At 35.3% G+C, this 24,810-nt stretch carries 23 protein-coding genes and 1 other RNA gene; 9 read left to right on the top strand and 15 right to left on the bottom strand.

Translation table 11 applies throughout. The features are described 5' to 3' along the window. The 3 genes from BUA97_RS09790 to BUA97_RS09780 form a co-directional block, all read right to left on the bottom strand. Positions 1–789 (bottom strand): polysaccharide biosynthesis/export family protein, encoded by a 789-nt coding sequence (locus tag BUA97_RS09790; protein ID WP_072998568.1) that lies wholly within the window; start codon positions 787–789, stop codon positions 1–3. 40 nt (positions 790–829) lie between these two features. Beyond that, on the bottom strand, positions 830–1,486 hold the full coding sequence (locus BUA97_RS09785) for an outer membrane beta-barrel protein (RefSeq protein WP_072997657.1): 657 nt from the start codon (positions 1,484–1,486) through the stop codon (positions 830–832). Between the two features lie 111 nt (positions 1,487–1,597). Next, on the bottom strand, positions 1,598–2,062 hold the full coding sequence (locus BUA97_RS09780; protein WP_175546191.1) for a regulatory protein RecX: 465 nt from the start codon (positions 2,060–2,062) through the stop codon (positions 1,598–1,600). Between the two features lie 76 nt (positions 2,063–2,138). Here BUA97_RS09780 and BUA97_RS09775 point away from each other — a divergent pair, with 76 nt between their 5' ends. Continuing rightward, entirely contained in the window at positions 2,139–3,251 is a 1,113-nt protein-coding gene (locus tag BUA97_RS09775; RefSeq protein WP_072997656.1) for an acyltransferase family protein, read from the top strand. A gap of 69 nt (positions 3,252–3,320) precedes the next feature. Here the strand turns inward: BUA97_RS09775 and glyA are convergent, their stop codons facing one another. Continuing rightward, a complete protein-coding gene (gene glyA / locus BUA97_RS09770) occupies positions 3,321–4,589 on the bottom strand; it encodes a serine hydroxymethyltransferase (protein ID WP_072997655.1) in 1,269 nt (422 codons plus the stop codon). Positions 4,590–4,750: 161 nt separating this feature from the next. On the opposite strand from glyA, the gene BUA97_RS09765 reads away from it, so the two are divergent. Then, entirely contained in the window at positions 4,751–5,044 is a 294-nt protein-coding gene (locus BUA97_RS09765; protein ID WP_072997654.1) for a hypothetical protein, read from the top strand. 99 nt (positions 5,045–5,143) lie between these two features. Here the strand turns inward: BUA97_RS09765 and BUA97_RS09760 are convergent, their stop codons facing one another. From BUA97_RS09760 to BUA97_RS09740, 5 genes are all read right to left on the bottom strand, one after another. Beyond that, positions 5,144–6,031 (bottom strand): DUF72 domain-containing protein, encoded by an 888-nt coding sequence (locus BUA97_RS09760; protein ID WP_072997653.1) that lies wholly within the window; start codon positions 6,029–6,031, stop codon positions 5,144–5,146. 112 nt (positions 6,032–6,143) lie between these two features. After that, positions 6,144–7,799, bottom strand: a complete 1,656-nt coding sequence (locus BUA97_RS09755; RefSeq protein WP_072997652.1) for a ribonucleoside-diphosphate reductase subunit alpha — start codon at positions 7,797–7,799, stop codon at positions 6,144–6,146. Between the two features lie 46 nt (positions 7,800–7,845). Next, positions 7,846–8,094 (bottom strand): hypothetical protein, encoded by a 249-nt coding sequence (locus BUA97_RS09750; protein WP_175546190.1) that lies wholly within the window; start codon positions 8,092–8,094, stop codon positions 7,846–7,848. 388 nt (positions 8,095–8,482) lie between these two features. After that, complete coding sequence (locus BUA97_RS09745) at positions 8,483–9,457, bottom strand: ribonucleotide-diphosphate reductase subunit beta (RefSeq protein WP_072997650.1); 975 nt, start codon at positions 9,455–9,457, stop codon at positions 8,483–8,485. Positions 9,458–9,831: 374 nt separating this feature from the next. Beyond that, positions 9,832–10,647 (bottom strand): carboxypeptidase-like regulatory domain-containing protein, encoded by an 816-nt coding sequence (locus tag BUA97_RS09740; protein WP_072997649.1) that lies wholly within the window; start codon positions 10,645–10,647, stop codon positions 9,832–9,834. 411 nt (positions 10,648–11,058) lie between these two features. On the opposite strand from BUA97_RS09740, the gene ssrA reads away from it, so the two are divergent. The 4 genes from ssrA to BUA97_RS09720 all read left to right on the top strand — a co-directional run bounded on the left by ssrA (position 11,059) and on the right by BUA97_RS09720 (position 17,559). Then, positions 11,059–11,458, top strand: a transfer-messenger RNA (tmRNA) gene (ssrA, locus tag BUA97_RS09735). Between the two features lie 283 nt (positions 11,459–11,741). Continuing rightward, positions 11,742–13,271 (top strand): tetratricopeptide repeat protein, encoded by a 1,530-nt coding sequence (locus tag BUA97_RS09730; RefSeq protein ID WP_072997648.1) that lies wholly within the window; start codon positions 11,742–11,744, stop codon positions 13,269–13,271. 137 nt (positions 13,272–13,408) lie between these two features. Continuing rightward, the gene (locus BUA97_RS09725; protein ID WP_072997647.1) at positions 13,409–15,040 is read left to right on the top strand and encodes a T9SS type A sorting domain-containing protein; all 1,632 of its coding nucleotides are present in this window, start codon (positions 13,409–13,411) and stop codon (positions 15,038–15,040) included. A 5-nt stretch (positions 15,041–15,045) separates the two neighbouring features. After that, positions 15,046–17,559, top strand: coding sequence for a T9SS type A sorting domain-containing protein (locus BUA97_RS09720; RefSeq protein ID WP_084081302.1), 2,514 nt, complete (start codon positions 15,046–15,048; stop codon positions 17,557–17,559). A 375-nt stretch (positions 17,560–17,934) separates the two neighbouring features. Here BUA97_RS09720 and BUA97_RS09715 read toward each other — a convergent pair whose 3' ends face one another. From BUA97_RS09715 to rplM, 5 genes are all read right to left on the bottom strand, one after another. After that, entirely contained in the window at positions 17,935–18,138 is a 204-nt protein-coding gene (locus BUA97_RS09715) for a hypothetical protein (RefSeq protein WP_072997645.1), read from the bottom strand. 77 nt (positions 18,139–18,215) lie between these two features. Then, on the bottom strand, positions 18,216–19,088 hold the full coding sequence (locus tag BUA97_RS09710; RefSeq protein ID WP_245795870.1) for a phage integrase SAM-like domain-containing protein: 873 nt from the start codon (positions 19,086–19,088) through the stop codon (positions 18,216–18,218). A 244-nt stretch (positions 19,089–19,332) separates the two neighbouring features. Continuing rightward, on the bottom strand, positions 19,333–20,094 hold the full coding sequence (gene rpsB / locus BUA97_RS09705; RefSeq protein WP_072997644.1) for a 30S ribosomal protein S2: 762 nt from the start codon (positions 20,092–20,094) through the stop codon (positions 19,333–19,335). Positions 20,095–20,264: 170 nt separating this feature from the next. After that, on the bottom strand, positions 20,265–20,651 hold the full coding sequence (rpsI, locus tag BUA97_RS09700) for a 30S ribosomal protein S9 (protein ID WP_072997643.1): 387 nt from the start codon (positions 20,649–20,651) through the stop codon (positions 20,265–20,267). A gap of 6 nt (positions 20,652–20,657) precedes the next feature. Next, positions 20,658–21,113 (bottom strand): 50S ribosomal protein L13, encoded by a 456-nt coding sequence (gene rplM / locus BUA97_RS09695; protein ID WP_072997642.1) that lies wholly within the window; start codon positions 21,111–21,113, stop codon positions 20,658–20,660. Positions 21,114–21,328: 215 nt separating this feature from the next. Between rplM and BUA97_RS09690 the strand changes: the two genes are divergently transcribed. After that, a complete protein-coding gene (locus BUA97_RS09690; protein WP_072997641.1) occupies positions 21,329–22,423 on the top strand; it encodes a DUF3667 domain-containing protein in 1,095 nt (364 codons plus the stop codon). 92 nt (positions 22,424–22,515) lie between these two features. Here the strand turns inward: BUA97_RS09690 and BUA97_RS09685 are convergent, their stop codons facing one another. After that, positions 22,516–22,848: a hypothetical protein gene (locus tag BUA97_RS09685; RefSeq protein WP_072998563.1), complete on the bottom strand. Its 333-nt coding sequence runs from the start codon at positions 22,846–22,848 to the stop codon at positions 22,516–22,518. Between the two features lie 115 nt (positions 22,849–22,963). Between BUA97_RS09685 and pncB the strand changes: the two genes are divergently transcribed. Both pncB and BUA97_RS09675 read left to right on the top strand, forming a co-directional pair. Continuing rightward, entirely contained in the window at positions 22,964–24,139 is a 1,176-nt protein-coding gene (pncB, locus tag BUA97_RS09680) for a nicotinate phosphoribosyltransferase (RefSeq protein ID WP_072997640.1), read from the top strand. 191 nt (positions 24,140–24,330) lie between these two features. After that, positions 24,331–24,810 carry a BON domain-containing protein gene (locus BUA97_RS09675; protein WP_072997639.1) on the top strand — a complete coding sequence of 160 codons (480 nt, stop codon included), beginning with the start codon at positions 24,331–24,333 and terminating at the stop codon, positions 24,808–24,810.

Below are 24,810 nucleotides of genomic sequence, written 5' to 3'. Positions count from 1 at the left end.
TTAATTTGCAAATCTGATTAGTACAGCTGAAAGCGCGATAACAACAGTCAGTACCTGTAAAAATAATGCTCTGTTAGGATTTGTGGTATTGGCTGCAATCTGCTTATTCTTATCCGGCTCTACATAAAGAATATCATTCTGCTGGAGGTAGTAATATGGCGAATCAACAATCGATGCCTCTGAAAAGTCTAAATTGATTACAGAATCTTTTTTAGTATTTTCGGAATATCGTAACAGCTTCACATTGGTTCTGTTTGCAGCATCAGTCATATCACCAGCCATAGCCAATGCCTGGAAGAGGTTGATCCTTTCATTCACCGAAGTCTTAGTTCCCGGATTTTTAACCTCGCCCAATACACTAATATTGAGATTAGTAAGTCTCACATCCACCATAGGGTCAGTTAAATAAACTTTCAGCCTTTGTTCCAAGTCCTCTTTGAGCTGAAGTTTCGTCATTCCCTGACAATAGACTCTGCCGAGAACAGGCACCGATACAAAACCATCGGATGATACAGTATAACGGCTGGCCTGCGCAGTCTGCACAGATCCGTCTGATGTGCTTGTATTAGTAGTTGTTACAGTAGAAAGATTAAAAGGCTTTACAGCATTTTCATCAAATGCAGATACTACAATCTCCAGAATGTCCCCTTCTTTAATCTTTAAGCCTGTATATCTCGCTTCCGTAACTTCCTTTTCAAAATTATGGTTACTGAGATAAACCATGTTTTCTTTAGGTTTGCAAGACAACACCAGAGAAAACACCAGTAATATAAATATCTGTTTTTTCATTGTAAAATCTGCAAACGAAATTTTTGCAGCAGTTGGAAGATTAGTTTGTCTGGCCAATATAATAACTCAGACCTATCCCTAAAAACCTGTTATAGGAATTCTGAGCTGTGTAATCCGAATAGACCTTTGACAATCCTCTGTCAAATCTTATAAAGACTTCCATTTGATCATTGATTCTAGAGCCTGCTTTAATGGAAACACCATATCCAAAGGTATTAATTTTTCTTCCTAATCCAAACTTAGCCGGATCATAGCCTGAAAAAGCAGCTTCCAACGCAGCATACCCTTCCTCCTGTTTCTCAGAAGCCAAAAACTCTAATTTAGGTCCTGCCATCAGATATATATCGCCTTTGTATCCACTATTTCTTATATAGTATTTGATATAAAGCGGCAATGCAACATACGTATTGCTATACTTCTGCATATCCTTTCCATCCTCATCCCAGTCTCCGCGCTCACCTATGGTATAAAATTCCAATTGCGGCGTGAAATACAGCCAAGCCGAATCATAAATATCATTAGGCACCAATGCTAAATCTGCAAACACGCCTATGTTGCCTCCAAATCTACTTTTTGAAATCCCATGGATTCCAGCAATAGAACCGTTATGGAAACTTCCCGTAACCCCATATTTTATGAATTGTGCATTGGCAAACCCCATCAACAATACAAAACCTATTATAATTAGCTTTTTCATGAATTTTAATTGATCAAATTTGGGACGAAATTAAGAATTTTTTATTAATTTTTAAGAAATAATTTTAATTGAGTTAAGTATTACTGTATTAATTTAACATAACATTGCTTTTTATTCATTCTCTAAAACGTCTAAAATGACATCGTATTCATAGCCTTTTGATAATAAATGACTGATTGTCTTAGATTTTTTCTGGTAAGTTTTTATTCCGCTCTGCTTGGAAAAATAATCATTATAAATTTTATTGATAGCCTTTGCATAATCCTCATCATCTATCTCATCCATACACCTGGAAATTAATTTCTCCGTAATGCCTTTTTGTTTTAGGTTTATTTTGATTTTATTTCTTCCCCAATGTTTCATATAGAACTTGCCCCGGATATAACTTCTTGTAAAGCGTTCCTCATTCAGGTAATTTTCCTTCATCAGATAAAGAAGAATATCGTCCTTAGCTTCAGGAATCAAAAGAAAATCTCTCATCTTCTGCTCGATTTCGGAATGGCATCTGTCCTGGTAAACACAATAATTTACCAGTTTTTGTTTTATTTCTTCGAAAGTATAGGATTTCTTCTCCAAGAATAAATAATTAGATTGTTAAATTGAAAGCGTCAATAATTTTGTATTTTCGCACGTTATAATTTTGTGAGAACTAATGATTACACATAAAAACCTATATTTACCTGGACTAAATGGCATACGCGCTATAGCTGCTATTGGTGTTATGATAATGCATATTAATGAAAATCTCATTAAATTCAAAATAGATTTTTTTACATTTTTCGGTAAAAGTGAAAATGGTCAGACCTATGGTTGGAAACTAGGTGAACAAGGTGTCACTATGTTTTTTGTTTTAAGTGGTTTTTTAATTACTTATCTTCTACTACTTGAAAAAAAAGAAAATGATTATATTAATAAAAAGAACTTCTACATCCGTCGAATATTAAGAATTTGGCCCTTATATTATTTTTATTTATTCATTTCTATATTAGTGTATTATTTTTTCAACACTAAATCTCCTAATCTGAATATTTTAGCTTTATATACCTTCTTATTAGCTAACATACCATTTTTGATAGGAAAAGCTATACCTTTATGTACGCATTTATGGTCTATAGCTGTTGAAGAACAGTTTTATCTCTTTTGGCCGCATTTCTTTAAGAAAATCAATATAGAAAATTTTTTGATAATCATTATTATCAGTTTTATTTCCATTCGTATCTTAATGTGGTATTTCTATCCATTTAAGATACCCACTATTTTGATTACGATGAACAGATTCGATTGTATGATATTCGGAGGACTTGTAGCATTCTATCATTTCAAAAATAATAAGATTGTAACATTTTTGAACCATAAAGGGATCCAAGCTTTTGCTTGGTTAATATTTCTGATCCATATTCTTAATTACGAAATAGTCAATTCAATTGTATCAATGGAACTTATCACTCTTGCGACTGGTATTATTATTATTGGTCAAATAAACATTACCAATCGGATAATAAATTTGGAAAATAAAGTCTTAAATTTTTTAGGGAAATATTCTTATGGCATTTATGTTTATCATCCTCTTATTATTTTTTTATTCTACCAAACTATCCTTTTTGATAATATTCAGGATGAAAGGGTAAAAAGTATTTGTATTGTAATCACAATTGTTATTACTACAATTTTAGTTTCATACTTTAGTTATGAATTTTTTGAAAAAAAGTTTATTAAGCTCAAAAATAAATTCAGCGTAATACATAGCACAAATAGTCCTTCCTGACTAAACTATAGCGAATTTGTAAACAAAAAAGGATAAATTATTATTTATCCTTTTTTGTTTTATTCTAGGTTAATAGCTGAAAAGTGCTTTTCCTTCCATTAACTGATTGACTTTTTTCTTGACAACTTCCAACACATTTTCATCTTTAATATCATCAACCACTTCAGAAATCAAATTCGCAATAGTTGCCATATCATTTTCTTTCAACCCTCTGGTAGTAATTGCTGCAGTTCCCAGACGGATTCCGGAAGTTGTGAAAGGCGATTTATCATCAAAAGGAACCATATTTTTGTTACAAGTGATATCGGCTTTTACCAAAGCTTTCTCAGTTTCTTTTCCGTTCACGTTTTTGCTTCTCAAATCGATTAGCATCAGATGATTATCTGTTCCGCCGCTCACGATCTCGAAACCTAAATCTATCATTGCTTTTGCCAAAGCCTGAGCATTAGCTTTTACTTGCTTTGCATAAACTTCAAATTTAGAATCAATAGCTTCTGCAAATGCAACAGCTTTCGCACCAATCACATGTTCCAACGGACCACCTTGTATTCCCGGGAAAACGGCACTGTCCAAAACAGCACTCATTAATTTAATTTCTCCTTTTGGTGTTTTATGTCCATAGGTATTTTCAAAATCCTTCCCCATCATGATCATTCCGCCTCTTGGACCTCTCAAGGTTTTGTGAGTCGTAGTCGTTACAACATGGCAATGCTCAAATGGATTATTCAGAAGACCTTTCGCCACCAAACCAGCAGGATGCGCAATATCCGCCCAAAGTGTCGCACCAATTTCATCCGCTACTTCACGGAATTTAGCATAATCCAAATCTCTGGAATAAGCAGAAAATCCGGCAATCAGCATTTTTGGCTTTTCTCTTAAAGCTACTTCTCTCATCTGATCATAATCGATAAGACCGGTTTCTCTCTGAACACCATAAGAACAAACCTGATACTGGATTCCTGAGAAATTGACCGCCGAACCGTGCGTGAGATGTCCGCCCATCGACAGATCCATTCCCATCACTTTGTCGCCTGGTTTCAGAACTGAAAGGTAAATCGCGGCATTAGCCTGAGAACCGGAATGTGGCTGAACGTTCACATAATCCACCCCGAACAATTCTTTTGCTCTGTCGATGGCCAATTGCTCTACCTCATCGACCACTTCGCATCCGCCGTAATATCTACGCCCGGGATAACCTTCTGCATATTTATTGGTCAACACGCTTCCCATTGCTTTCATCACATTGTCAGAAACAAAATTTTCCGAAGCAATCAGTTCAATGCCGTGTGTTTGTCTTTGTCTTTCTTTTTCAATAAGGTCGAAAATCGGGTCTTGCATTTCTTAGATTTATTTTTCCCAAAAGTAAGAAATTCCGAAGATATTTTTATAACTTTCCGAGATTAACATTTTTAAAAAATTAAATCGAAATTCATAAATTTGCCACAAAACATAATTTCAGAAAAACGATTGTAATTAATCAAAACAAATAAATTCTTTATATGAAATCCAAGAAAAAATATAAAAAGGAACTCCTAAAATCTCTGAAGCACATGGAAGCTGCCGAAAGTGCCTCGCTCAGAGTTATGACCAATCTGATGCTGCTGAAAGAAATGAAAAACAATATCAGCTTCAAAAAAGGCGATGTATTTTCTTTCGAGGATGATATTTTCGATTACAGCGATGATAAAAATGTCCGCATCCTTGCAAAGCTCCGAAGAAAAACAATGAAAGCTATGCAAAAACTTGTTGAAAATAATAACTTTAAAGACAAAGAGCTTAAGTTTTTGGCTTAATAAATCGTCCGCCAAAAAATTCAGTTTATGCCAATCCTATAGCGGCAAGAATCATTAAAAAATCAATTCCCTTCTTTTTGGAAGGGAATTTTTAGTTTTTTAAAATAAAGTTGGCTGACTATCTGCCATCACCGGAATATGGAGATCCGTTTTCCATTTTTCATTCATTTTCTGTATCAAATGGGATGACAATAATGGTGATGCTTTTTCAATATTCTGATGGACAAAAAAATACAGATTCTGCAAACCTTCTTTTTTCCATTGTGTCAATCTTTCCAGCCAATCTTCCAATCTCGCATAATCACTATCAGCGTTAGCTCCAACATACCGGATAAAAGCATTCGGTGTTGTCAGTCGCATGTGAAGCATGTCTCTTCGTCCGGCTGTATCTACAATGATGTTTGTTATATTGTTCATTTCAAATAATTCACAAACGGTATTGAATATTTCTTCATCGGTAAACCATTCCGTGTTTCTTAATTCTATTGCCAAAGGCACTTCTTTTGGCCAATCCTGCACGAATTTTTCCAGACGTTCGTAATCTTTGGGTTTGAAATTATCATGAAGCTGTAGAAAAACCATTCCCAACTTTTCATCAAAATTAAGAACTGCTGAAGCGAATTGCGTCACGACATCTGTAATATTCAGCAATCTTCGGAAGTGTGAAACCGTGTTGGTTATTTTCGGGAAGAACTTGAAATCTTTCGGCGTTTTTTCTTTCCAGGTCTGAACCTGTTCCGCAGTTGGCATTCCGTAGAAAGTTGCATTCAGCTCAATCGAATTAAATTGAGTGGCGTAATATGTCAATTCATCTTTTGTTCCTTTCGGATAGAAACCTTTGAGGTCGGTCTTGTTCCATTTTGCACAACCGATAGAAATATTGTCCAAACCTTTTTTATTCTGATTTAGAATGAATTTGTTCTGAGGGTGGTCTTTTGGCAAAGTAAAATCGATTTGTGACGGGTCAGCAACTTGTCCGAATTTCATTTTGTGAGAAGTTAGAGGTTATGTTAAATTAGAAGTTTAAAGTTAACAAAAAAACCACCTCATTTTGTAACAAGATGGTTTTAATTATCAATTCTTAATTTTTTATTAATTTCTACGCTTCACAAGCCGAGCAAGTCACAAAGTTTACCATCAATTCTTTGGAAACCGAAGAACTTCTTTGGTAATACAATGTTTTCACCCCTTTTTTCCAAGCTTCTATCATCACGTAATTTACATCTTTAACCGGCATTGTGGAAGGAATCTGCAAGTTAAGAGACTGAGCCTGGTCTATATACTGTTGTCTTTGGGCTGCCTGCGAAACGATTTCCATCGGAGAAATCTCTCTGAACGTTTTGAAAACCGCTTTCTCATCATCTGTCAATCCTTCAAGGTGCTGAACAGAACCGTGATTCAGCATAATCGTTCTCCATGTTTCTTCATTGTCAAGACCTTTTTCGTCTAACAATTTTGCCAGATATTTGTTCTTACGCATAAAGTTTCCTTTGGCCAAACCTGCTTTGTAATAGTTGGAAGCGAAAGGCTCAATACCAGGAGAAGTTTGTCCCAAAATTGCAGAACTGGAAGTTGTTGGCGCAATGGCCATCAGCGTTGTATTTCTCATTCCATAGCCTTTCAACATGTCCGGTTCGCCATAGATGTTTGCCAATTCTTTCGACGCAATTTCAGATTGTTCTTTAATATGTCGGAATGCTCTTGCATTGAACTGAGTCGCCTGGAAACTTTCAAACGGAATCATATTCTTCTGAAGATAAGAATGATATCCCAAAACACCTAATCCTAAAGCTCTATGACGCATTGCAAAGTTTCTTGCCGATGTCAGGTAATAATTACCTTCTGTTTTCTCAATGAATTCTGAAAGAACGGCATCTAAGAAATAGATCGCTAATTTCACAGCGTTGGTATCTTTCCATTCATCATACAATTCAAGGTTCATTGAAGACAGACAGCAGATGAAAGATTCGTTAGCAGTTGACGGCAACATAATCTCGGAGCATAAGTTACTTGCATTCACCATCAATCCGGCATCTTTATAAACCTGAGGTTTGTTTCTGTTCACGTTATCTGTGAAGAAAATATAAGGTAAACCTTTTTGCTGACGGCTTTCCAAGACCCTTGCCCAGATTTTTCTCTTCTCTACATCGCCATCAATCATATCCTGCATCCAGTAATCCGGAACACATACACCTGTAAACAAGTTCTGAATCGGGCTTCCGATATCTTTGATACTCAAAAATTCTTCAATATCGCCGTGATCGATGTCAAGATACGCTGCGAAAGCACCTCTCCTCACACCGCCCTGAGAAACCACATCCATTGCGGTATCGTACAATTTCATAAAAGAAACCGCTCCGGAAGATTTTCCGTTGTCTGTAACCGCTGTTCCTCTGTTTCTCAGCTCGCCGAAATAACCAGAAGTTCCGCCTCCGATTTTCGTCTGCATAATGACTTCACCCAATTTGTGAGTAATGCCTTCGATATTATCCGGAATATGAACATTAAAACAAGAGATCGGCAAGCCACGCTGCGTTCCCATATTGGCCCAGACCGGTGACGAAAAACTAATCCAGCCTTTGACAATCATCTCTTTGAAAGCCGGTTGCAATTCCGGTTTATAAAGACGTTTTGCTGCTGCAGTTGTAATCCTGTCGATCGCACCTTCCACGGTTTCCCCTTTCAGAAGGTAGCCTCTGTTCAGCATCTGCTCAGATTCTTCGTTGAGCCACCAGATATCTATGTTCTCGTCCATCATAACTTTTATTTTTGCTTGCTAATTTCTTTTTCAATTTACAGAATCAGTTCAACGGTATTTTTTTGTACCGTTCCAATTCTCCTACTTTTACTTTGTTGATATGTGTGAAGGTCACATGGCCGTTCACTTCTTCAAACTGCTTTGCTTTTTTGATGCAATAATCAATTTTGTATGCTACGGACATACAAATCCTGTGTCCCCTGGTCAAACCCATTCCCATATAAATATATTCACCTAACTGGAAATTGTCTGACTGGCTGTGTTCAATTTCTGAAATAATCTCTGAGTTCATATTTATTTAAATTTAGTTAATGACTAAATATTTAAATAAAACCAAAGCAACTCAGACTAATATTGGCTTTATCACATAAAAAAGAAAACTCCAAGAATCAATAATATATTTCTTAAAATTTTCTTTTATAAATTAAAGTGATTCCTCACTTTTTACCTTCGTTCAATAGCCTTTTTTAGAAAGCTAGATTTTCTAATGGCTTCGCTATATTGATATTCTAATCTTTGACCCCGCTCAGGGTGATATCTATAATATTCATCTTTTTTGACGCTCGCTTCGCTCGCGATTTCATCGTGATCCGACTTAAGCACAATTTGCAAGAGACTTCCAAATTCTAAACTACTCCGTCAAAAATTCTCTGAATTTTGGCCGGTCAAAGAAAGGAAATTTAAAACAAGTCGTTTGCTGTGATAGACTTGTCGTGTTTTGTATAATCTACCGGACGTTTGGCGAAGAAATCATCCATTGAGTTGGCGAAAACTTCTTCCTCGAACCAAATCATCGGTTTGTAATCTTCCGGCGTTACGTTGTATCTTGTTTTCATCCCGATTTTTTTTAACGAGTCATCTACCCTATATTTCATGAAATCAAGAAGATTTTTCTTGGAAACATTTTCAATCTCACCTAATTCGAAAATCCAGTCCAGAATATTGGATTCCATCTGTATGGATTCATCCACCAAATCATAAATGGCTTCTATATCGCTGTCATTTAACAGATCCGGTTGCTCTTCTCTGATTTTGTTGATGAGATAGATTCCGCCGTTAGCATGAATTTGCTCATCCACCGAAGTCCAGGCAATGATGTTGGAAACATTCTTCATATAACCTTTGAATCTTGTAAATGACAAAATGATTGCAAACTGGCTGAATAAAGATACGTTTTCTATCAGAATACTGAACAGCAATAATGAAGAAACATAAGCTTTCGGATCCTGAGAATTGGCGTTTTTAAGAACTTTGCTCAGGTAATCTATTCTGTCTTTTACCGCCGGGATATCTACAACATTCAGGAACTCATCATTGTAACCCAACACTTCCAGTAATCTGGAATAAGCTTCCGAATGACGGAATTCGCACTCAGCAAAGGTTGCTCCCAAACCATTCAGTTCCGGTTTTGGAAGGTGGTTATAAAGATTCCCCCAAAAAGTTTTCACGTTAACCTCGATCTGGGCGATTGCCAAAAGCGCATGCTTCACCGCATTTTTTTCGTGTGGTTCCAGCTGAGAGTGAAAATCCTGTACATCTGCAGTAAAATCCACTTCCGAGTGCACCCAATAGGATTTGTTGATAGCTTCTATAAATTGTAAAACTTCCGGATATTCAAATGGTTTATAACTTATTCTTTTATCAAAAATCCCCATAATGCTGGTGTTTAATCAATTGGTTAATAATAATTTGTGAAAATATTCGGAATTCTGATTTTTTAGAAAATATACATTTCTTTTTTCTTCCGAAGCGATAACACAAAAGTAGAAATTGAATCCAACAAATGAAAGGGCAAATGTCCTGAAAACGTCAAAAATCTGACAATCATCCGTAAAAGTTTTCCACATTATGTTAAAAGTGCTATGGATAGGGAAGTTACACGCAATGTGCAACCAAAAGCATTATTAAAAGGGAAATTTAAAATTAAACACAACATCATAAACACATAATTAAAAACACATAAACATCAAACAAAGAATTTTTATAAAAATTTACACCTTCATAAAATGAAAAGTTTTGGTTAAAATTTTCAACCTTCGGATTCCTTTCTGGAAAAATTATGGGTTTTGATATATTCTGCGAAAGCTTCCTTGAGTTTATATTCGATAGCCGCTTTATTAAAGTTTTTTCTGTAATTCTTGGCAAGATCATAAGCCTGATCTGCATATGCCAGAAAGATATCAAAATCATACTCATCCAGTCCGTATTTTGTGTAATAACCAAGATCAATGACAGATTTCACTCTTTTATAGAAGTCCTGTGTCTCTGCATAATCGGCTGCTGTTTTCGGGGATGATGTTACTTTCCCGACTAATCCGCCAATTGCACCTGCAAGCTTTATCAGATCCAGTTGTCCAGATCTGAAATCGGGTTGTTTGAAAGCTGATGGTGTCGAGAGTTTTGGGATCGCTTCAGTGGATGGCGTTCTCATATAAAGATTCATTGCTGTGTTCAGTTCCACGACTTTTGGTGGCGGATTGAGTCTTGTCACATCTTTTTTCAGGATTCCGGTGGGTCTGAAGGTGAGCTTCACTTCTTCTATCTCCTTCGGAATGCTTGTAAGCTTTACTTCGAGGTTTTTTGAGAAATTGTCAACACTGACCGGGATTACTCTTCTTTCATAGCCTTCCCTGGAAATCCTCAGTTCATCCGATGGCAGAGCGGCAATGGCAAAATTTCCCATTTTGTCGGAAATAACGATCTGATCGGTTCTTAGATTGTATATGCTTGCCTTTGGTAATCTGTCGCCATTTTCATTGGTGACATTTCCCAGGATATAATCTGTCTGGCCAGAAATACTGATAGAGAAAAATATCAGAAGAAAAAGAAGTTGATGTGTTTTCATAGTATATTTTGAGCAAAATTAAATCTATTCGTAGTTTGAAATGATTTGAAATGTACGGAATCGGGAAGTTTTAACCGGATTTAACCACCGTTATGATTTATTGGGAATTCGGGTGTTGTATTTTTGTTAAGGTTTTTCTGATATTGGATTGACTGGACTCTGAATAATTTGGGGCCGATGTTTATTGTGAAAGCTTTTTTTGCACCATGCGTGAGGGATGGGAGTGGAAATCCTTTTTGTCTGTGTTGAAGTTTCTTTTGCAGACTAAGGGCGAATGACAAAAAGATTGCAACAGACAGCCCGACCCGAGCGGCTGGACTTGCTTGGCGAGGGTCACGCCCAAATTTAGTTTTTGGTTTATAGTTGTTAGTTGATGGTTTTATTTGTAAATTTGTAGTCTTATTCTAAAAAGGGGTTGACTGGTTTCGACAGCAAGACCAATGGGTAAGTAAGCATGCAGAGAACCGTAGCGCGATCTCTTAAATCCCTTGCTACAACATTTTAACTGGCAACGAAGAGTTCGCTCTTGCAGCTTAATCCGAAGTTTAGTAGGTTTCAAGCGCTTTCCTGAAGATAGTAAGGAAGCAAGATGTCTCACAAATGCTCTGTTCTGCGGCGTTTGATTCTGAGGCATAGGAATGCGGAAATAAGGTTCTGAAAGCTTCGGCCAGGACTCGAAAATTTTAGAAGCTAAGGTTTAGGTTGGGTGTTTGCTCTCTGCCTGAGCCCGAAAACCAATAGCAAAATAAGCATGTAGAAAGCTTGCGTATTGCTTGTTTGGACGAGGGTTCGAATCCCTCCAACTCCACTTAAAACCCTTTAAATAACTGATTTAAAGGGTTTTATATTTTTAGGTGCTAATTTTGGTGCCAGTTTTAAATAGTTTAAATTGTATATACAAGTTAGATTCATATAAACTTAATCATTTATAGAATATGATTTATAAACTTCTAATTTACTGAGTAATCTGAAGTTAATTATGTTTGAAGTCACCTCTTTACATTAATTAAAATAATACGTAGTTTTGTTTGTAAATTTAATTATTGAAATCAGCTAAAATTAGATACTTATTTATTGTACTATTCGCACCCTATATGATATGGTGCCAAGATATTCGCTCGAATAAACAGAAAGTAGAATCCCATCTCAAGAAAGCGTCAGAAATGATGTATGATGATTGGGAAGAAGCTAAAAAAAATATTAGTCAAGCTGATGAAATCTCTGCAAAATCCGATGATAATGAGTTGAGAAACTCATTTTATAAAGCTGCTGCAAATCTTTATTACAACAGGGATATTTTTGATATTGCCTTAAGATATAATCTGGAAGCTTATGAATATTATAAAGAAAATAATAAGGTAAAAGCATCTGAAATTGAAAATCTTATCGCGATTATCAATGCACGAATGAACAATAAAAAAGAAGCCTTAAAACATTTTGAAAATATTTATCATTTTAATAGAAACATAAAAAACTACGATTTAGCAGCCAAGGCATTAAATAATATTGGAACCATTTATTTACATAGTAATAAAATAGATTCTGCTATTAACTACTACCAAAAAGCGATACAAAATTCTATAAACACACAAGAAGTACCGATAAAGGTAATATCTCATACAAATTATGCTGAAGCTCTCGCTGCCAAGAATGAAAATGTAGAAGCTGAAAAGGAGTTTAAATATGTAGAAAGTTTATTGAGTAAGAGCAATGACCCATATCTTCTTACCAATTTTTATACTGCATTCTCAAACTTCTATCGGGAAATAAATAAAAATGAATTTGCTATAGAGTACGCTGAAAAAGCCAGAGATAATTCGAAAATCAAATATAGCTTTCAAAATCGTGATGTTTTGCAGGCTTTGTATAAGGCTTATTACAGCAAAGGTGATTATAAAAAATCGTCTACATACTTTCAGGAGTACGACAATGTCCGCGACAGTCTTAATATTGAGGAGAAAGCAGTTAACATAGAAAAAGGGAAAATAGAAGCTGAATTCAAAAATAAAGAACAGAAATTGGAGTTGGAAAACAGCAAAAGCAGACTCAAGTTGCTATCTGTGATTCTGATTTTGATTGTTTTAATTTCAGCATTAGCATTTGTCCTTTTGAGATACAAAAATAATCTTGTTAAGGAAAAGCTGGAAAAAGACTTGTCAATATCCAGAACCAATGAGTTAAATCTCGATTTGGAAATTAGAAACAAAGAACTTGTTTCCAAGACAATGCTGGAAAATAAAAAGACAGAACTCTATCAAGAACTTATTGATGAAATAAAAGAAAAACTCAAATCCGAGGACATTGATGAACTAAAAAAAGAGTTAAACAATATCATTTTCAGACTAAGCAAAAATTCACAAAGAGGATCGATGGACGAATTTAATCTCAGATTTAATAATGTTTATAATTCTTTTTATGAGAGTCTTATGGAAAAACATCCTGACTTGTCCCAAACAGAAAAAAAACTTTGTGCATTTATAAAACTCAATCTTAGCTCTAAAGATATTGCAGATATTACCAAAACTTCCATAAAATCAGTAGAAAATTCCAGAACTCGCCTTAGAAAAAAATTAGGATTAACCAATACAAATATGGAATTACATAAGTATATTTCAGAAATTTAAATATCTTATAACCAACATCTTATTTAATTTGAGTGGTAAAAGAGTGGTAGCCATATAGTGATGAGTGTTGTTGTAGTGGCAACATTTTTCATATTTCTTTTCATAATTCCGAATCTTGTCTCACTAAAGATTTTATTATGAAAAAAATTACAATTTTAATTCTATCATTGTTTATACAAGCAATCGATGCACAGTGGACAAATGACTATTCGCAAAACACGCCACTTGCAACGTATCAGACTTCAGTTCCGCAATCAATTAGTACAAGCGATGGAAGTACCTTTGTGTCTTTTTGGAAAGTAACCGGAAGTTCAGATAACTATCAACTCTATGTTCAGCTCCTAGATAAAGATGGAAATAAAAAATTCGGGACAGATGGTTTATTGGTTCGTTCGGATACAAATATTTCCACGTTCACCGTACAATATAGTACAACAGTAGATAAAGATAATAATCTCTATATCTCTTTTACAGAAACCGACGGAACAGGTAGAAGTTTTGTCCATAAAATTTCGACAGCCGGAACGCAGCTTTGGGGTAATGATGGTCTGATACTGCCAACCGGAACTTATGATGCCAAGGTTTTTACTGACCCCAATTCTTCCAATGTTTATGTAACCTATATGTCAGGGAATAACAGCTTCATTGGAAAATATGATGCAAATAAGCAAATGCTTTGGCCATCTCTACAAACTGTAGCCATACCTTCGGCTTCTTATACTTCAACAACCGTGGGTGAGGGAGGCGTTTTGTCAGACGGTAGTTTTGTTGCGTTAATCCACGCGAGAGCTTCTGTTGCTCAGCCAGATTCTAACTTTTATGCGCAGAGATATGACAGCTCAACAGGAAATGCGATGTGGAGTGCGATGACAAAGCTGACAACCAGAACAACAGCCTTCAACACAAGATATAACACAATAACAGATGGAGATGTAGTTTATCTGGGTTTTACGGGAGCTTCAAGTACTAGATTCGATTCATTTTTACAGAGAGTTAATGCTGATGGAACATTACCTTGGGGCAACAATGGTAAAGATTTTAGCACGACAAATACTTACTACGAAATGAATACAAAAATTGCTATGCAGGCCGGAAGTTCTAATATTTGGGCTATTTCCAGATTTACAACTTCTTCTCAAGGTTCATCTGGGACTTATGTCCAAAAGTTTGATAAAAATACTGGAAACAGGCTCTTAACAGACGGGGCAAAAGAATTGTTCAGCGTAACTTCTAACAACAAAGCGCAACTGGCAAACCTTAGAATGGCAAACGAGAAACCAGTATTTATTTCTATTAATGCTGATTACAACGGCGCTAATTCTACACCGATTTCAATATCTGCACTCAACGATGATGGTTCATTCTATTTTTCAAATCAGTTAATTGATATTGTTACTAGTGATACTGCTAAAGGTTATATCACTTTTACTGGTGGTACTGATAATAATTTTGTTGCTGTTTGGCAGGAAGAAAGAAATGGTGGAGATTATTCTTTTGCTCAAAATTACGACTTAGATAATTATTTGTCTGTTGACAATCTGTCTGCAAAGAGAAACATTGCAATGTATCCCAATCCTGTAAGTTCATATCTTAATATCAATTCTGAGAATAATATCGCCGAAGTAAAAGTTTTCAATATTGCAGGACAGATTTTAAAAACAACTAAGTCAGACAAAATTGATTTTACTGAATTTGCAAAGGGAGTTTACATTGTTTCAGTCAAAGATTCAAAAGGCAACATCAATACTCAAAAAATCATCAAAAATTAATACCAATGAAAAGAATTCTATTACTAACTTTAGTTATGATTTCCGGATTGTTTTTAGCGCAGTCTGGCGATTTAGACACGACCTTTAATGTTGCTGACTCAGGTAACGGCTACGGTGATGGTGCAAACGGGAATATTTCCCAGTCTATTAAGCTGTCTGATGGTAAAATTTTATTAGTTGGAAATTTTACAACCTATAATGGGTCCACTGCAAACAGAATTGTAAGGATTAATCCCAATGGTACCATTGACAATACTTTCAGCTCAGGAACAGGATTCGATGCTTATGTATATTCTGCTGATGTTCAATCGGATGGGAAAATATTAGTTGGTGGTAATTTTACAAAGTATAACAACACCACAGTCTATAGGCTTGCAAGGTTAAATGCAGATGGAACACTTGATTCTACCTTTACAGGTAGCGGGACCGGACCAAATAATATTGTTTCGGGACTTACTATATTGCCGTCAGGAAAGATAATTATCTACGGTAGTTTTACACTTTACAATGATGACTATACTGCAATTAAAATTGCAAGACTTAATTCAGACGGTTCTTTTGACAGCAGTTTTAAAGCTGATCCAGGAGCCGGTATAAGCAATTCCGGAATCAATAAGGTGTTATATGATGCCACTAATAATAATTACATCGTAGGAGGAAGTTTTACAGGTTTCAATGGTGCGACGGGTGTATCAATAAAAAATCTTGTTAAGCTTGATGATTCAGGAAATGTAATAACATCTTTCAATACCGGAACTGGATTCAACAGTACTGTTTCAATGATTGAAATGCAGTCCGATGGAAAATTTTTGGTTGGAGGAGCATTCACATCTTACAATGGAACAACAGTACAGAATTTGGTGAGACTCAATACGGATGGAACATTGGATAGTTCTTTCAATAATAGCAACACAACTACGGGAGGTGTATATACTTTAAAAATAGTTGGTACTGATATTTATGTTGGGGGGAACTTTACTACATTCAGTGGAGCATCAGTTAACAGGTTTGCAAAATTATCTGCTAATGGAGTTTTGGATTCGACATTTAATAATGGGCAAGCTGGTGCTTCCGGCTCTGTTTTGAATATAATTCCAAACACAGATGGTTCTTTCTATCTCTTAGGTTCTTTCGCAACGTATAATGATTTTGTCAATCAATACTTTACTCACATTAATAACGATGGAAGTGTTGATTCATCATATAATTTATCCACCGGCGCTGATTCAACTGTCAATGCCATCACAGTACAGCCTGATAAAAAAATTATCGTCGCGGGCAATATGAGTACATTTAATGGTATCCCAACGGGAAGACTAACGAGATTGAATAATGATGGTTCATTAGATTCTACTTTCATTACAGGAACAGGTGCAAACGGAACACTTAATAGCATAGCACTACAATCGGACGAAAAAATTCTTGTTGGAGGAACATTTACAAAATATAACGGAACCTCTGTAACCAATCTTATCAGAGTTGATAAAGATGGTATGCTGGATACTGGCTTTTCCACGACAGGAACTGGTTTCAATAATGGGATAATGGCCTTAGCGGTTCAGAATGACGGAAAGATTCTTGCAGGAGGTAATTTTACAGCATATGGAAGCACTTCGATTAATAGGTTTGTAAGACTTAATGAAAATGGTACAATTGATAATAGTTTTGCAATTGGAACCGGAGCGAACAGCGGTTCGGTAGCGGCAGTTACAGTACAACAAGACGGCAAAATTCTATTGGCTGGCAGTTTTACAAGTTTCAATGGCAAAACTGCAAAAGTAATCCGCCTAAACACTGACGGAAGCCTAGATACAAGCTTTACTGGAGGCGCCGCAAATTTTCTTGTAAATACTATAGCTTTACAGCCAGACGGAAAAATAATAATTGGTGGTAATTTCACAACTATTAACGGAATAACTTCTACAAGAGTTGCAAGACTGAATGCAGATGGTACAACAGATACTTCTTTCATTGCATCACCAACGGCCAGTATAGTAGATGCTGCAGTTTTGAGTCTTGCTTTGCAGGCAGACGGTAAAATAATCTTAGGCGGAAGCTTTACAAAATATAACTCAACTTCTTCCAATAGATTGATGCGACTGAACGCAGACGGAAGCCTTGACACAAATTTCTCCGTAGGTTCTGTTGGTGCAAATAATACTATCAATATTGTTACTTTGGATTCAGATGGGAAAGCTTTGATAGGTGGACTCTTTACAAATTATAAGGGCTTAGGTAAAAATAGAATTGCAAGGATTCTAACATCCGATTCCACTCTTTCTGTTATGGACGAAGGAAAGAATTCAACAATGCTATATCCAAATCCCTTTATAGATAGTTTATATTTAAATTCTCAAAAAGATATAAAAACCGTTCAGATTTTTGATGTATCAGGGAAGCTACTACAGCAGTCCAATAAAAAAGTTTTGGAACTAAGTAATCTTTCTGCTGGTGTCTATTTTATATCAATAATGACGGCGGATAATAAAGTAGAAATGAAAAAAGTCATCAAGAAGTAATTTTTTTCATAATAAATTTTTTCTTCTGATTATTTTGGGAACTTCGGAAACGAAGTTCCTTTTTATTTTTTAAAACTTATTTTTCAATCAGAAATATAAGAACAATAGAAGAAAATGTATACTTTAGATTAAAAGTATTTCTTACCGCATTGGCGGTTGGATAGATAACAACATTAATAGCAATACCAAAACGCATCTTGTAAAGACCCAAACATTGCGTTATTTAGTAACTTGCAAAAGTATAGATTTTGAAATTACATTTCATAAAAGCCTAATTCTTAATTCTGTTGAATCAGCCGCCAAACAAACAAATAGATATTATGAGATTACAGTAACTAAATCACAGGGTACTGTTTGGGTTGGATTAGATGATGTTTAATTTCCGTCACTACCACTTCCTCTTTTTCTCTTGTCGTAATCTTTACCCCAATAATAATAAATATCTCTTTCAGGTTCTTCAACAGAGACAATTATCCATTCAATATTTTTACTATTCTCAAGACCTGTTGGTAATGTGAAAAATCCTCTAGCTTTTAATTCATCAAACAGTTCTTTATTTGTAATATTTTCTTTTTTCATTTTTGTAAATTTAATTGTTAAACAAAAAAAAGAACCCCTTTTAGAGTTCTCTTAAAATTTTAAAGTGTAACATTATGTTAGTGCCTACTTTTTAAATCAATGACACGTATGAAATTGCCATCAACATCACTTCTTGAAATCGTACTGTAATTGCCAAACCTCATTCCTGTAGTACATCCAAAAACAAAAAGGTCACGTACCCTTTCCAATCTTTTGTTATCACTGAAGTCATAATTGTATATTAGCTCAACTTGTTCGTAATTTAAAGCTATTTCATCAGTAGTAAACTTCGCAGGTTTTTTGAACGTAATAAAATTATTATTGTATGTATATTTTTTATTGAGAGCCCAAAGAAGAAAAGTCTTGAGCAAACCGACATTTCTGTGTAATGTATTTGAAGAATGCTTTTTTTCTTCAATACAATACTTTAGAAACTTATTATAAAGTTTATCATCAAATTTTCCCAGAGTGATCTTAACTTTACAATTGCTTTCAAAATCTTCGAGTAAGTTTTTATTGCATTTGTAACGCTTTAGAGTTGAGTTTGAAATCGAATTCCCAGTATAGTCATTTTCCTTCTCATCGAAAAACTCCTGGTAAATCCTAAAGAAATCACTTTTAATAGTAATTTTTTTGAACTTTTCATCAAATCTTTGTTTAAGAATATCAACTGTAAGTTCTTCATTTATGTTCTTATATCTATTAACAATCTCTGTAAAGAAACTGCTGTATCGATCTAATTGCATTTTGATGCTTCGATGAATTTCTGTCCTTTTAGTCCTTCCATTTAGGTCATTTGGTTGTCTGCCTTCAAAATCCCATTCGATTGGTTTTATTTTCTCACCCGTAGAATAGATGAAATTCTTATTTTCATTGTTGAAAAAAGAACGGAAATAAATCAAAGATTCCTTTGTACCATTGGGTTGCTTAAGTTTAAAAGTGTAGTTCATCAGGTGCCAGTTTAGGTGCTACTTCTTCTATATTTAGACATAAAAACTAGCTTATACAAATATAGTTAAAATACTGATAAATAGATATATTACATATTTTGGATTATGTTAAAATACAATAGGTTCGAAAACCTCCAACTCCACTTAAACCCCCCACAAAACAATTTGTGGGATTTTTTTATTCCTGAACAAAAAAAAGCGATTCAAATGATTGAACCGCTTTTATATTTAGAAAAAATTCTAATTATTCTGCATCAAAATCCGCATCTGCATCAGCAGAAACTTTTTCGCCTTCCTCTTTAGATTTTTCTTTTTCTGCTTTTCTCTGAGACTGACCTTCTTTTACAGCGTCTGCTACAACAGAAAGGATCATATCGATAGATTTAGAAGCATCATCATTTCCTGGGATTACAAAATCCACTTTTCTAGGATCTGAGTTTGTATCTACGATACCAAAAACCGGGATACCCAATTTTTTTGCTTCTGTAACTGCGATGTGTTCTCTCATGATATCAACTACGAAAATAGCTGAAGGAAGACGAACCATGTCAGAAATAGATCCTAAGTTCTTCTCAAGATTAGCTCTTTGACGATCTACCTGCAATCTTTCTTTTTTAGACAAAGTTTCGAATGTTCCGTCTTTCTTCATTTTATCAATTGCGTTCATTTTTTTAACCGCTTTTCTGATAGTTACGAAGTTAGTTAGCATTCCACCTGGCCATCTTTCTGTGATGTAAGGCATGTTAAGTTCTGCTGCGTGTTTTGCAACTACTTCTTTCGCCTGCTTTTTAGTCGCTACGAAAAGAACTTTTTTACCAGATGAAGTCAATTTTTCCAAAGCGCTGCACGCTTCGTCCAATTTTACTGCTGTTTTATGTAAATCTACGATGTGAATACCGTTTTTCTCCATGAAGATGTATGGAGCCATATTTGGATTCCACTTTCTGGTCATGTGACCGAAGTGTACACCAGCCTCTAAAAGGTCTTTTACATTTGCTTTTGCCATGTTTTCTTGTTTTTGTTAGTTTACTTTCCGCTTTTCTGCAATCAACTTTACTTTAGATGGGAGTAAAGTTTGGATGCTAAACATAACGGGCAATATTTTTTGTTGATAAATAGAACCAAGAATCGAGAACCAAGAACCATATCCTGTGTCTGATATCCTGAATCCTGAAATTAACGTTTTGAGAACTGGAATCTCTTTCTCGCTTTTTTCTGTCCCGGTTTCTTTCTTTCCACCATTCTTGCATCTCTTGTAAGCAATCCGTGTGGCTTAAGAAGTAATCTGAACTCTTCATTGATCTCACAAAGTGCTCTTGAAACACCAAGTCTCACAGCTTCTGCCTGACCAGTGATCCCTCCACCAAAAACATTAACAGTCAAGTCGTACTGACCTACAGTTTCTGTCAACAAAAATGGCTGATTTACTTTATAAACTAAAACATCCGTACAGAAGTAAGTTTTAGCATCTTTCCCGTTTATAGTGATATTGCCAGTTCCTGGCTTCACATAAACTCTTGCAACAGAAGTTTTTCTTCTTCCGATTTTGTGTACTATAGACATACTCAATTATTTGAATTCGTTAACATTGATTACTTTTGGCTGTTGAGCTTCGTGTTTGTGCTCAGTTCCTTCATATAAATAAAGGTTTTTGAATAAAGCCGAACCTAATCTGTTTTTAGGAAGCATTCCTTTTACAGATCTTTCTAATACTTTAAGAGCATCTTTTTTTCTAAGCTCCTCAGCAGTCATAGACTTCTGACCTCCTGGATATCCAGTGTGCCAAATGTAAGTTTTGTCTGCCCACTTGTTTCCGGAAAGTGTAACTTTCCCAGCGTTCAAAACGATTACATTGTCTCCACAATCTACGTGTGGTGTGTAATTCGTTTTGTGCTTACCTCTCAAAATCTTTGCAACGGTAGAAGCTAGTCTTCCCAACGGTTGCTCAGCAGCGTCTACCACAACCCATTCTTTATTAGCGGTAGCTTTGTTTGCCGATACTGTTTTGTAACTTAATGTATTCACAATTTATCGTTTACGATTAAACATAATTTTCCCTCAAAGGGTGTGCAAAGGTAGGAATTTTTTCTCGTATGAAAAATTTTCCTCAGAAAAATATTTTAATTTTCTAAAGATTAATATGTTAACGAATCATTAAGTCCAAAAAAGTTTCAATAATTTATTCAAATATCAACTTTGATAATTCTGCTTTTTTTATATTTTTGAGAAAAATTCTATTAATGAGCCACGGAAAACTGAGAGAAGAAAAAGACTGCCTGAATTGCGGGCATCTTGTTGAAGAAAAATATTGCCCAAACTGTGGCCAGCAAAACATCCAGACAAGACAGCCTTTCTATTATCTTTTTACACATTTTGTAGAGGATTTCACACATTATGATGGCCAGTTTTGGGGAACCATTAAAAACCTGCTTTTCAAACCCGGTAAACTGACAAACACCTATCTCGAAGGTAAAAGACAAAAATTTGTCCCGCCGGTTAAGCTTTATATTTTTATCAGTTTTATCACGTTTTTTCTTTTTGCATTGTTTCCTCCATTCGACATTAATTTTGAAGGTAAGGGAAAATCGAAATTATTGCCTGAAAAAAATAAAATAACAGAAATTCAAAAAGCACTAGAAGAAACCAGAAGCAAAGAGAAACTTGAAGAAAAAGACAGCATTTATATCTCTAAATTAAACGCCGCTCTCAAAGACTCTGCAAAAATCAATGAGCTGCAGGGAACATTTGATATGAGCAAAGGAATGAGTGAAGATTCGGAATTTAATGGATTCACCAATAGAAAATCTTATGATTCAGCAGTAGCTAAAAACCCATCATTTTTTGATTTTATCAATACACCTTTTGCACACAAATATTTTGAGCTCAAAGAACAAGGGGTTAAAAAAGGAGAGATTTTGAAAAAACTGTATGAAACCTCTTTTCACAATCTACCTAAAGCTTTGTTTATTTATCTTCCGATTTTCGCATTATTCTTATGGATTTTTCATAACAAAAAGAAATGGTGGTATTTTGACCACGGAATTTTCACATTGCATTATTTTTCGTTTCTACTTCTTAATATCTTAATATTCACTTTTCTAAACAAGCTGACCGACGTCATTAACATAAGTTTCATAAATGGTATTATATATTTCGTTATGACACTGATGGTCTTTTACAGCGTTATCTATTTCTTTATTGCACATTACAAGGTCTATAATTCTCACGGAATTGTCAGTTTTATTATCGGCACAGTATTATTTACGATCAACTTCTTTGCTTTTTTATTTTTAGTAGCCGGACTTGGCGTCATAAGTTTCCTGATGATTCATTAAAAAAATAAAAAGCCAGATTTCCTAAGAAGTCTGGCTTTCTATTTTAAATCCTGAACTGAGCAATTTCCTAAGAGCTAATTGCCATAAGCCAATTAATACCTCAAAGATTTACTTTCCCGGAAACTTGCTATCATATAATAAGCTACGAAAACGGTAGAAAACTTGATAATAGATGGAACAGCGGTTTCAAAATTGAAAAAAATCAACCCGAGTACTACTAAGAAAACGATTCCGATAAAGGAAATCCCCATTTTCTTAGGCAACGGCCATTCTGGATGGTCCACAAAATAAGCCAGTCCCCACCCGATTCCGAAAGCGGAAGCTATATAAAATTCTACCCAGAAATCCACAGGACTTCCTGTGATCCTTCTCAAAATAAAGCTAATTGCAGTTCCTAATGCAAAATACATCAATGCCTTTACCATTTCAAAAATTTTGACAAAAGTAAGGAATGTAATTTTTACAATATGAAAAGTATATTGTTGACCATTCAAAGTTCCTCTCAACAAATTTTCTTAGATTTGTTTAAATGATATTTTTATGCGCGAGGTAAGGCTCAACTCCATTCTGGATAACGATTTCTACAAAATAACAATGCAAAATGCAGTGGTAAAATTGTTTACCAATGAGATTGTCAAATATGAGTTCATCAACCGCGGAAAACACAACTTTCCCGAAGGATTTGCAGAAGAATTGAGAAAAGCTGTCAATGCAATGGCAGAACTGAAGCTCACTAAAGACGAGAAAAAATATCTGAAAATCACTTGTCCTTATCTTGCTCTGCCTTATCTCGATTTTTTGGAAGGTTTTCATTATGATCCAGCCGAAGTGAAGATTGAACAAAATGAAAACGAGCTAAAAGTTTCGGTTGAAGGTCTTTGGTACAGAACCATTCTTTGGGAAGTTCCGCTTCTGTCGCTCATCAGCGAACTCCATTACGAGATGAATCATATGGAACGCCAAACCAATGAAGAAGTTATCGATAAAACCCTGGAGAAAGCCAGACATCTTACAGAGCTTGGCGTTCCGTTTGCCGAATTTGGAACCAGGAGAAGACACTCTTACAAAGTTCACAGATTGGTAATGGATGCTTTGATCCATGATAAAAATTCTACCTTTATCGGAACTTCCAATGTTCATCTCGCGATGCTTTATAATGTAAAACCAATCGGAACACATGCGCACGAATGGTTTATGTTTCATGCCGCCGAATTTGGCTTCAAAATGGCCAACTCCATTGCTTTGGAAAACTGGGTGGATGTTTACAGAGGTGATCTTGGCGTCGCACTTTCTGATACCTACACAACCGATGTTTTCTTCCAGCAGTTCGACAAAAAATTTGCAAAGTTGTTCGACGGCGTTCGTCATGACAGCGGCGATCCTTTTGAATTTGCGGATAAAACCATTGCGCATTACCTAAAGAATGGTATTAATCCATTATTCAAATACATCATTTTTTCCGATGGTCTTAATCTTGAAAAAGTAGAGGAAATCACAAATTATTGCAAAGGAAAAATCGGAATCTCTTTCGGAATCGGGACGAATCTTACCAATGATGTCGGGCTCAAACCAATGAATATCGTGATGAAACTCATCAGTGTAAAAGGCATCAACAACGAATGGATCCCCACTGTTAAACTGTCTGACGAAAAAGGGAAATATACCGGCGACCTGAAAATGATAGAACTGGCAAAAGAATTCCTGAGAATCAAATAATTCGTACGCATCTTTTTCATCAGACTTATAAAATTCTGTTAAATATATTTAATAGTCATTGCCATATCAAAAAACTTTTTAATTTTACTCAGAACAAAAGTTGAAAAAAATAAATATTAGACCCATGTCAAAAACTCTTTTTGGCATCAATTTTAATATTAAAAGCACAACTAATAAAATTAATTTATCTTATGAAAAAAACATTTAAAATCGCGGCTATTGCTTTGATGGTTTCAATGACAGCCGTTTCTTGTAAGAAAAAAGTTTCTGATGCAGAACTGACATCCCAGGCAACAACAGCAATCACCGCTTATCCAGGCACTTCTGTGGAAGTGAAGGAAGGAGAAGCTCATCTTAGCGGCGTTTTTGCCACAGAAGCCGATAAACAGGCGGCTATCGCTGCTCTAAAAAAAGTACAGGGCGTGAAGGATGTCCATGATATGGCAACTGTGGCACCAGTAGCAGCTCCTGTAGAAGTGAATATGGTTGACGCTGTGGTTCTGCAAAAAGTAAATGATGCTTTGAAAGATATCCCAGGTGTAAAAGCGGAAGATGTGAATGGTACACTCACGCTGACAGGATCTACAACTTCTGCCAATGCCAGAAAAGTGAAAGAGTCTGTAGATGCTCTTAAAATTGGTAAATATGATAACAAAATCACAGTTAAATAA

It is taken from the genome of Epilithonimonas mollis (genome assembly GCF_900142325.1).
In the GTDB taxonomy this organism is placed as follows: domain Bacteria; phylum Bacteroidota; class Bacteroidia; order Flavobacteriales; family Weeksellaceae; genus Epilithonimonas; species Epilithonimonas mollis.
This window is presented reverse-complemented; position numbering and strand designations above follow the sequence as displayed.

Bases quoted from the DNA above. Each gene is read 5' to 3' on its own strand.
- BUA97_RS09790 (WP_072998568.1), bottom strand. From the start codon at position 789: ATGAAAAAACAGATATTTATATTACTGGTGTTTTCTCTGGTGTTGTCT.
- BUA97_RS09785 (WP_072997657.1), bottom strand. From the start codon at position 1,486: ATGAAAAAGCTAATTATAATAGGTTTTGTATTGTTGATGGGGTTTGCC.
- BUA97_RS09775 (WP_072997656.1), top strand. From the start codon at position 2,139: ATGATTACACATAAAAACCTATATTTACCTGGACTAAATGGCATACGC.
- glyA (WP_072997655.1), bottom strand. From the start codon at position 4,589: ATGCAAGACCCGATTTTCGACCTTATTGAAAAAGAAAGACAAAGACAA.
- BUA97_RS09765 (WP_072997654.1), top strand. From the start codon at position 4,751: ATGAAATCCAAGAAAAAATATAAAAAGGAACTCCTAAAATCTCTGAAG.
- BUA97_RS09760 (WP_072997653.1), bottom strand. From the start codon at position 6,031: ATGAAATTCGGACAAGTTGCTGACCCGTCACAAATCGATTTTACTTTG.
- BUA97_RS09755 (WP_072997652.1), bottom strand. From the start codon at position 7,799: ATGGACGAGAACATAGATATCTGGTGGCTCAACGAAGAATCTGAGCAG.
- BUA97_RS09750 (WP_175546190.1), bottom strand. From the start codon at position 8,094: ATGAACTCAGAGATTATTTCAGAAATTGAACACAGCCAGTCAGACAAT.
- BUA97_RS09745 (WP_072997650.1), bottom strand. From the start codon at position 9,457: ATGGGGATTTTTGATAAAAGAATAAGTTATAAACCATTTGAATATCCG.
- BUA97_RS09740 (WP_072997649.1), bottom strand. From the start codon at position 10,647: ATGAAAACACATCAACTTCTTTTTCTTCTGATATTTTTCTCTATCAGT.
- BUA97_RS09730 (WP_072997648.1), top strand. From the start codon at position 11,742: ATGATATGGTGCCAAGATATTCGCTCGAATAAACAGAAAGTAGAATCC.
- BUA97_RS09725 (WP_072997647.1), top strand. From the start codon at position 13,409: ATGAAAAAAATTACAATTTTAATTCTATCATTGTTTATACAAGCAATC.
- BUA97_RS09720 (WP_084081302.1), top strand. From the start codon at position 15,046: ATGAAAAGAATTCTATTACTAACTTTAGTTATGATTTCCGGATTGTTT.
- BUA97_RS09715 (WP_072997645.1), bottom strand. From the start codon at position 18,138: ATGAAAAAAGAAAATATTACAAATAAAGAACTGTTTGATGAATTAAAA.
- BUA97_RS09710 (WP_245795870.1), bottom strand. From the start codon at position 19,088: ATGAACTACACTTTTAAACTTAAGCAACCCAATGGTACAAAGGAATCT.
- rpsB (WP_072997644.1), bottom strand. From the start codon at position 20,094: ATGGCAAAAGCAAATGTAAAAGACCTTTTAGAGGCTGGTGTACACTTC.
- rpsI (WP_072997643.1), bottom strand. From the start codon at position 20,651: ATGTCTATAGTACACAAAATCGGAAGAAGAAAAACTTCTGTTGCAAGA.
- BUA97_RS09690 (WP_072997641.1), top strand. From the start codon at position 21,329: ATGAGCCACGGAAAACTGAGAGAAGAAAAAGACTGCCTGAATTGCGGG.
- BUA97_RS09685 (WP_072998563.1), bottom strand. From the start codon at position 22,848: ATGGTAAAGGCATTGATGTATTTTGCATTAGGAACTGCAATTAGCTTT.
- pncB (WP_072997640.1), top strand. From the start codon at position 22,964: ATGCGCGAGGTAAGGCTCAACTCCATTCTGGATAACGATTTCTACAAA.
- BUA97_RS09675 (WP_072997639.1), top strand. From the start codon at position 24,331: ATGAAAAAAACATTTAAAATCGCGGCTATTGCTTTGATGGTTTCAATG.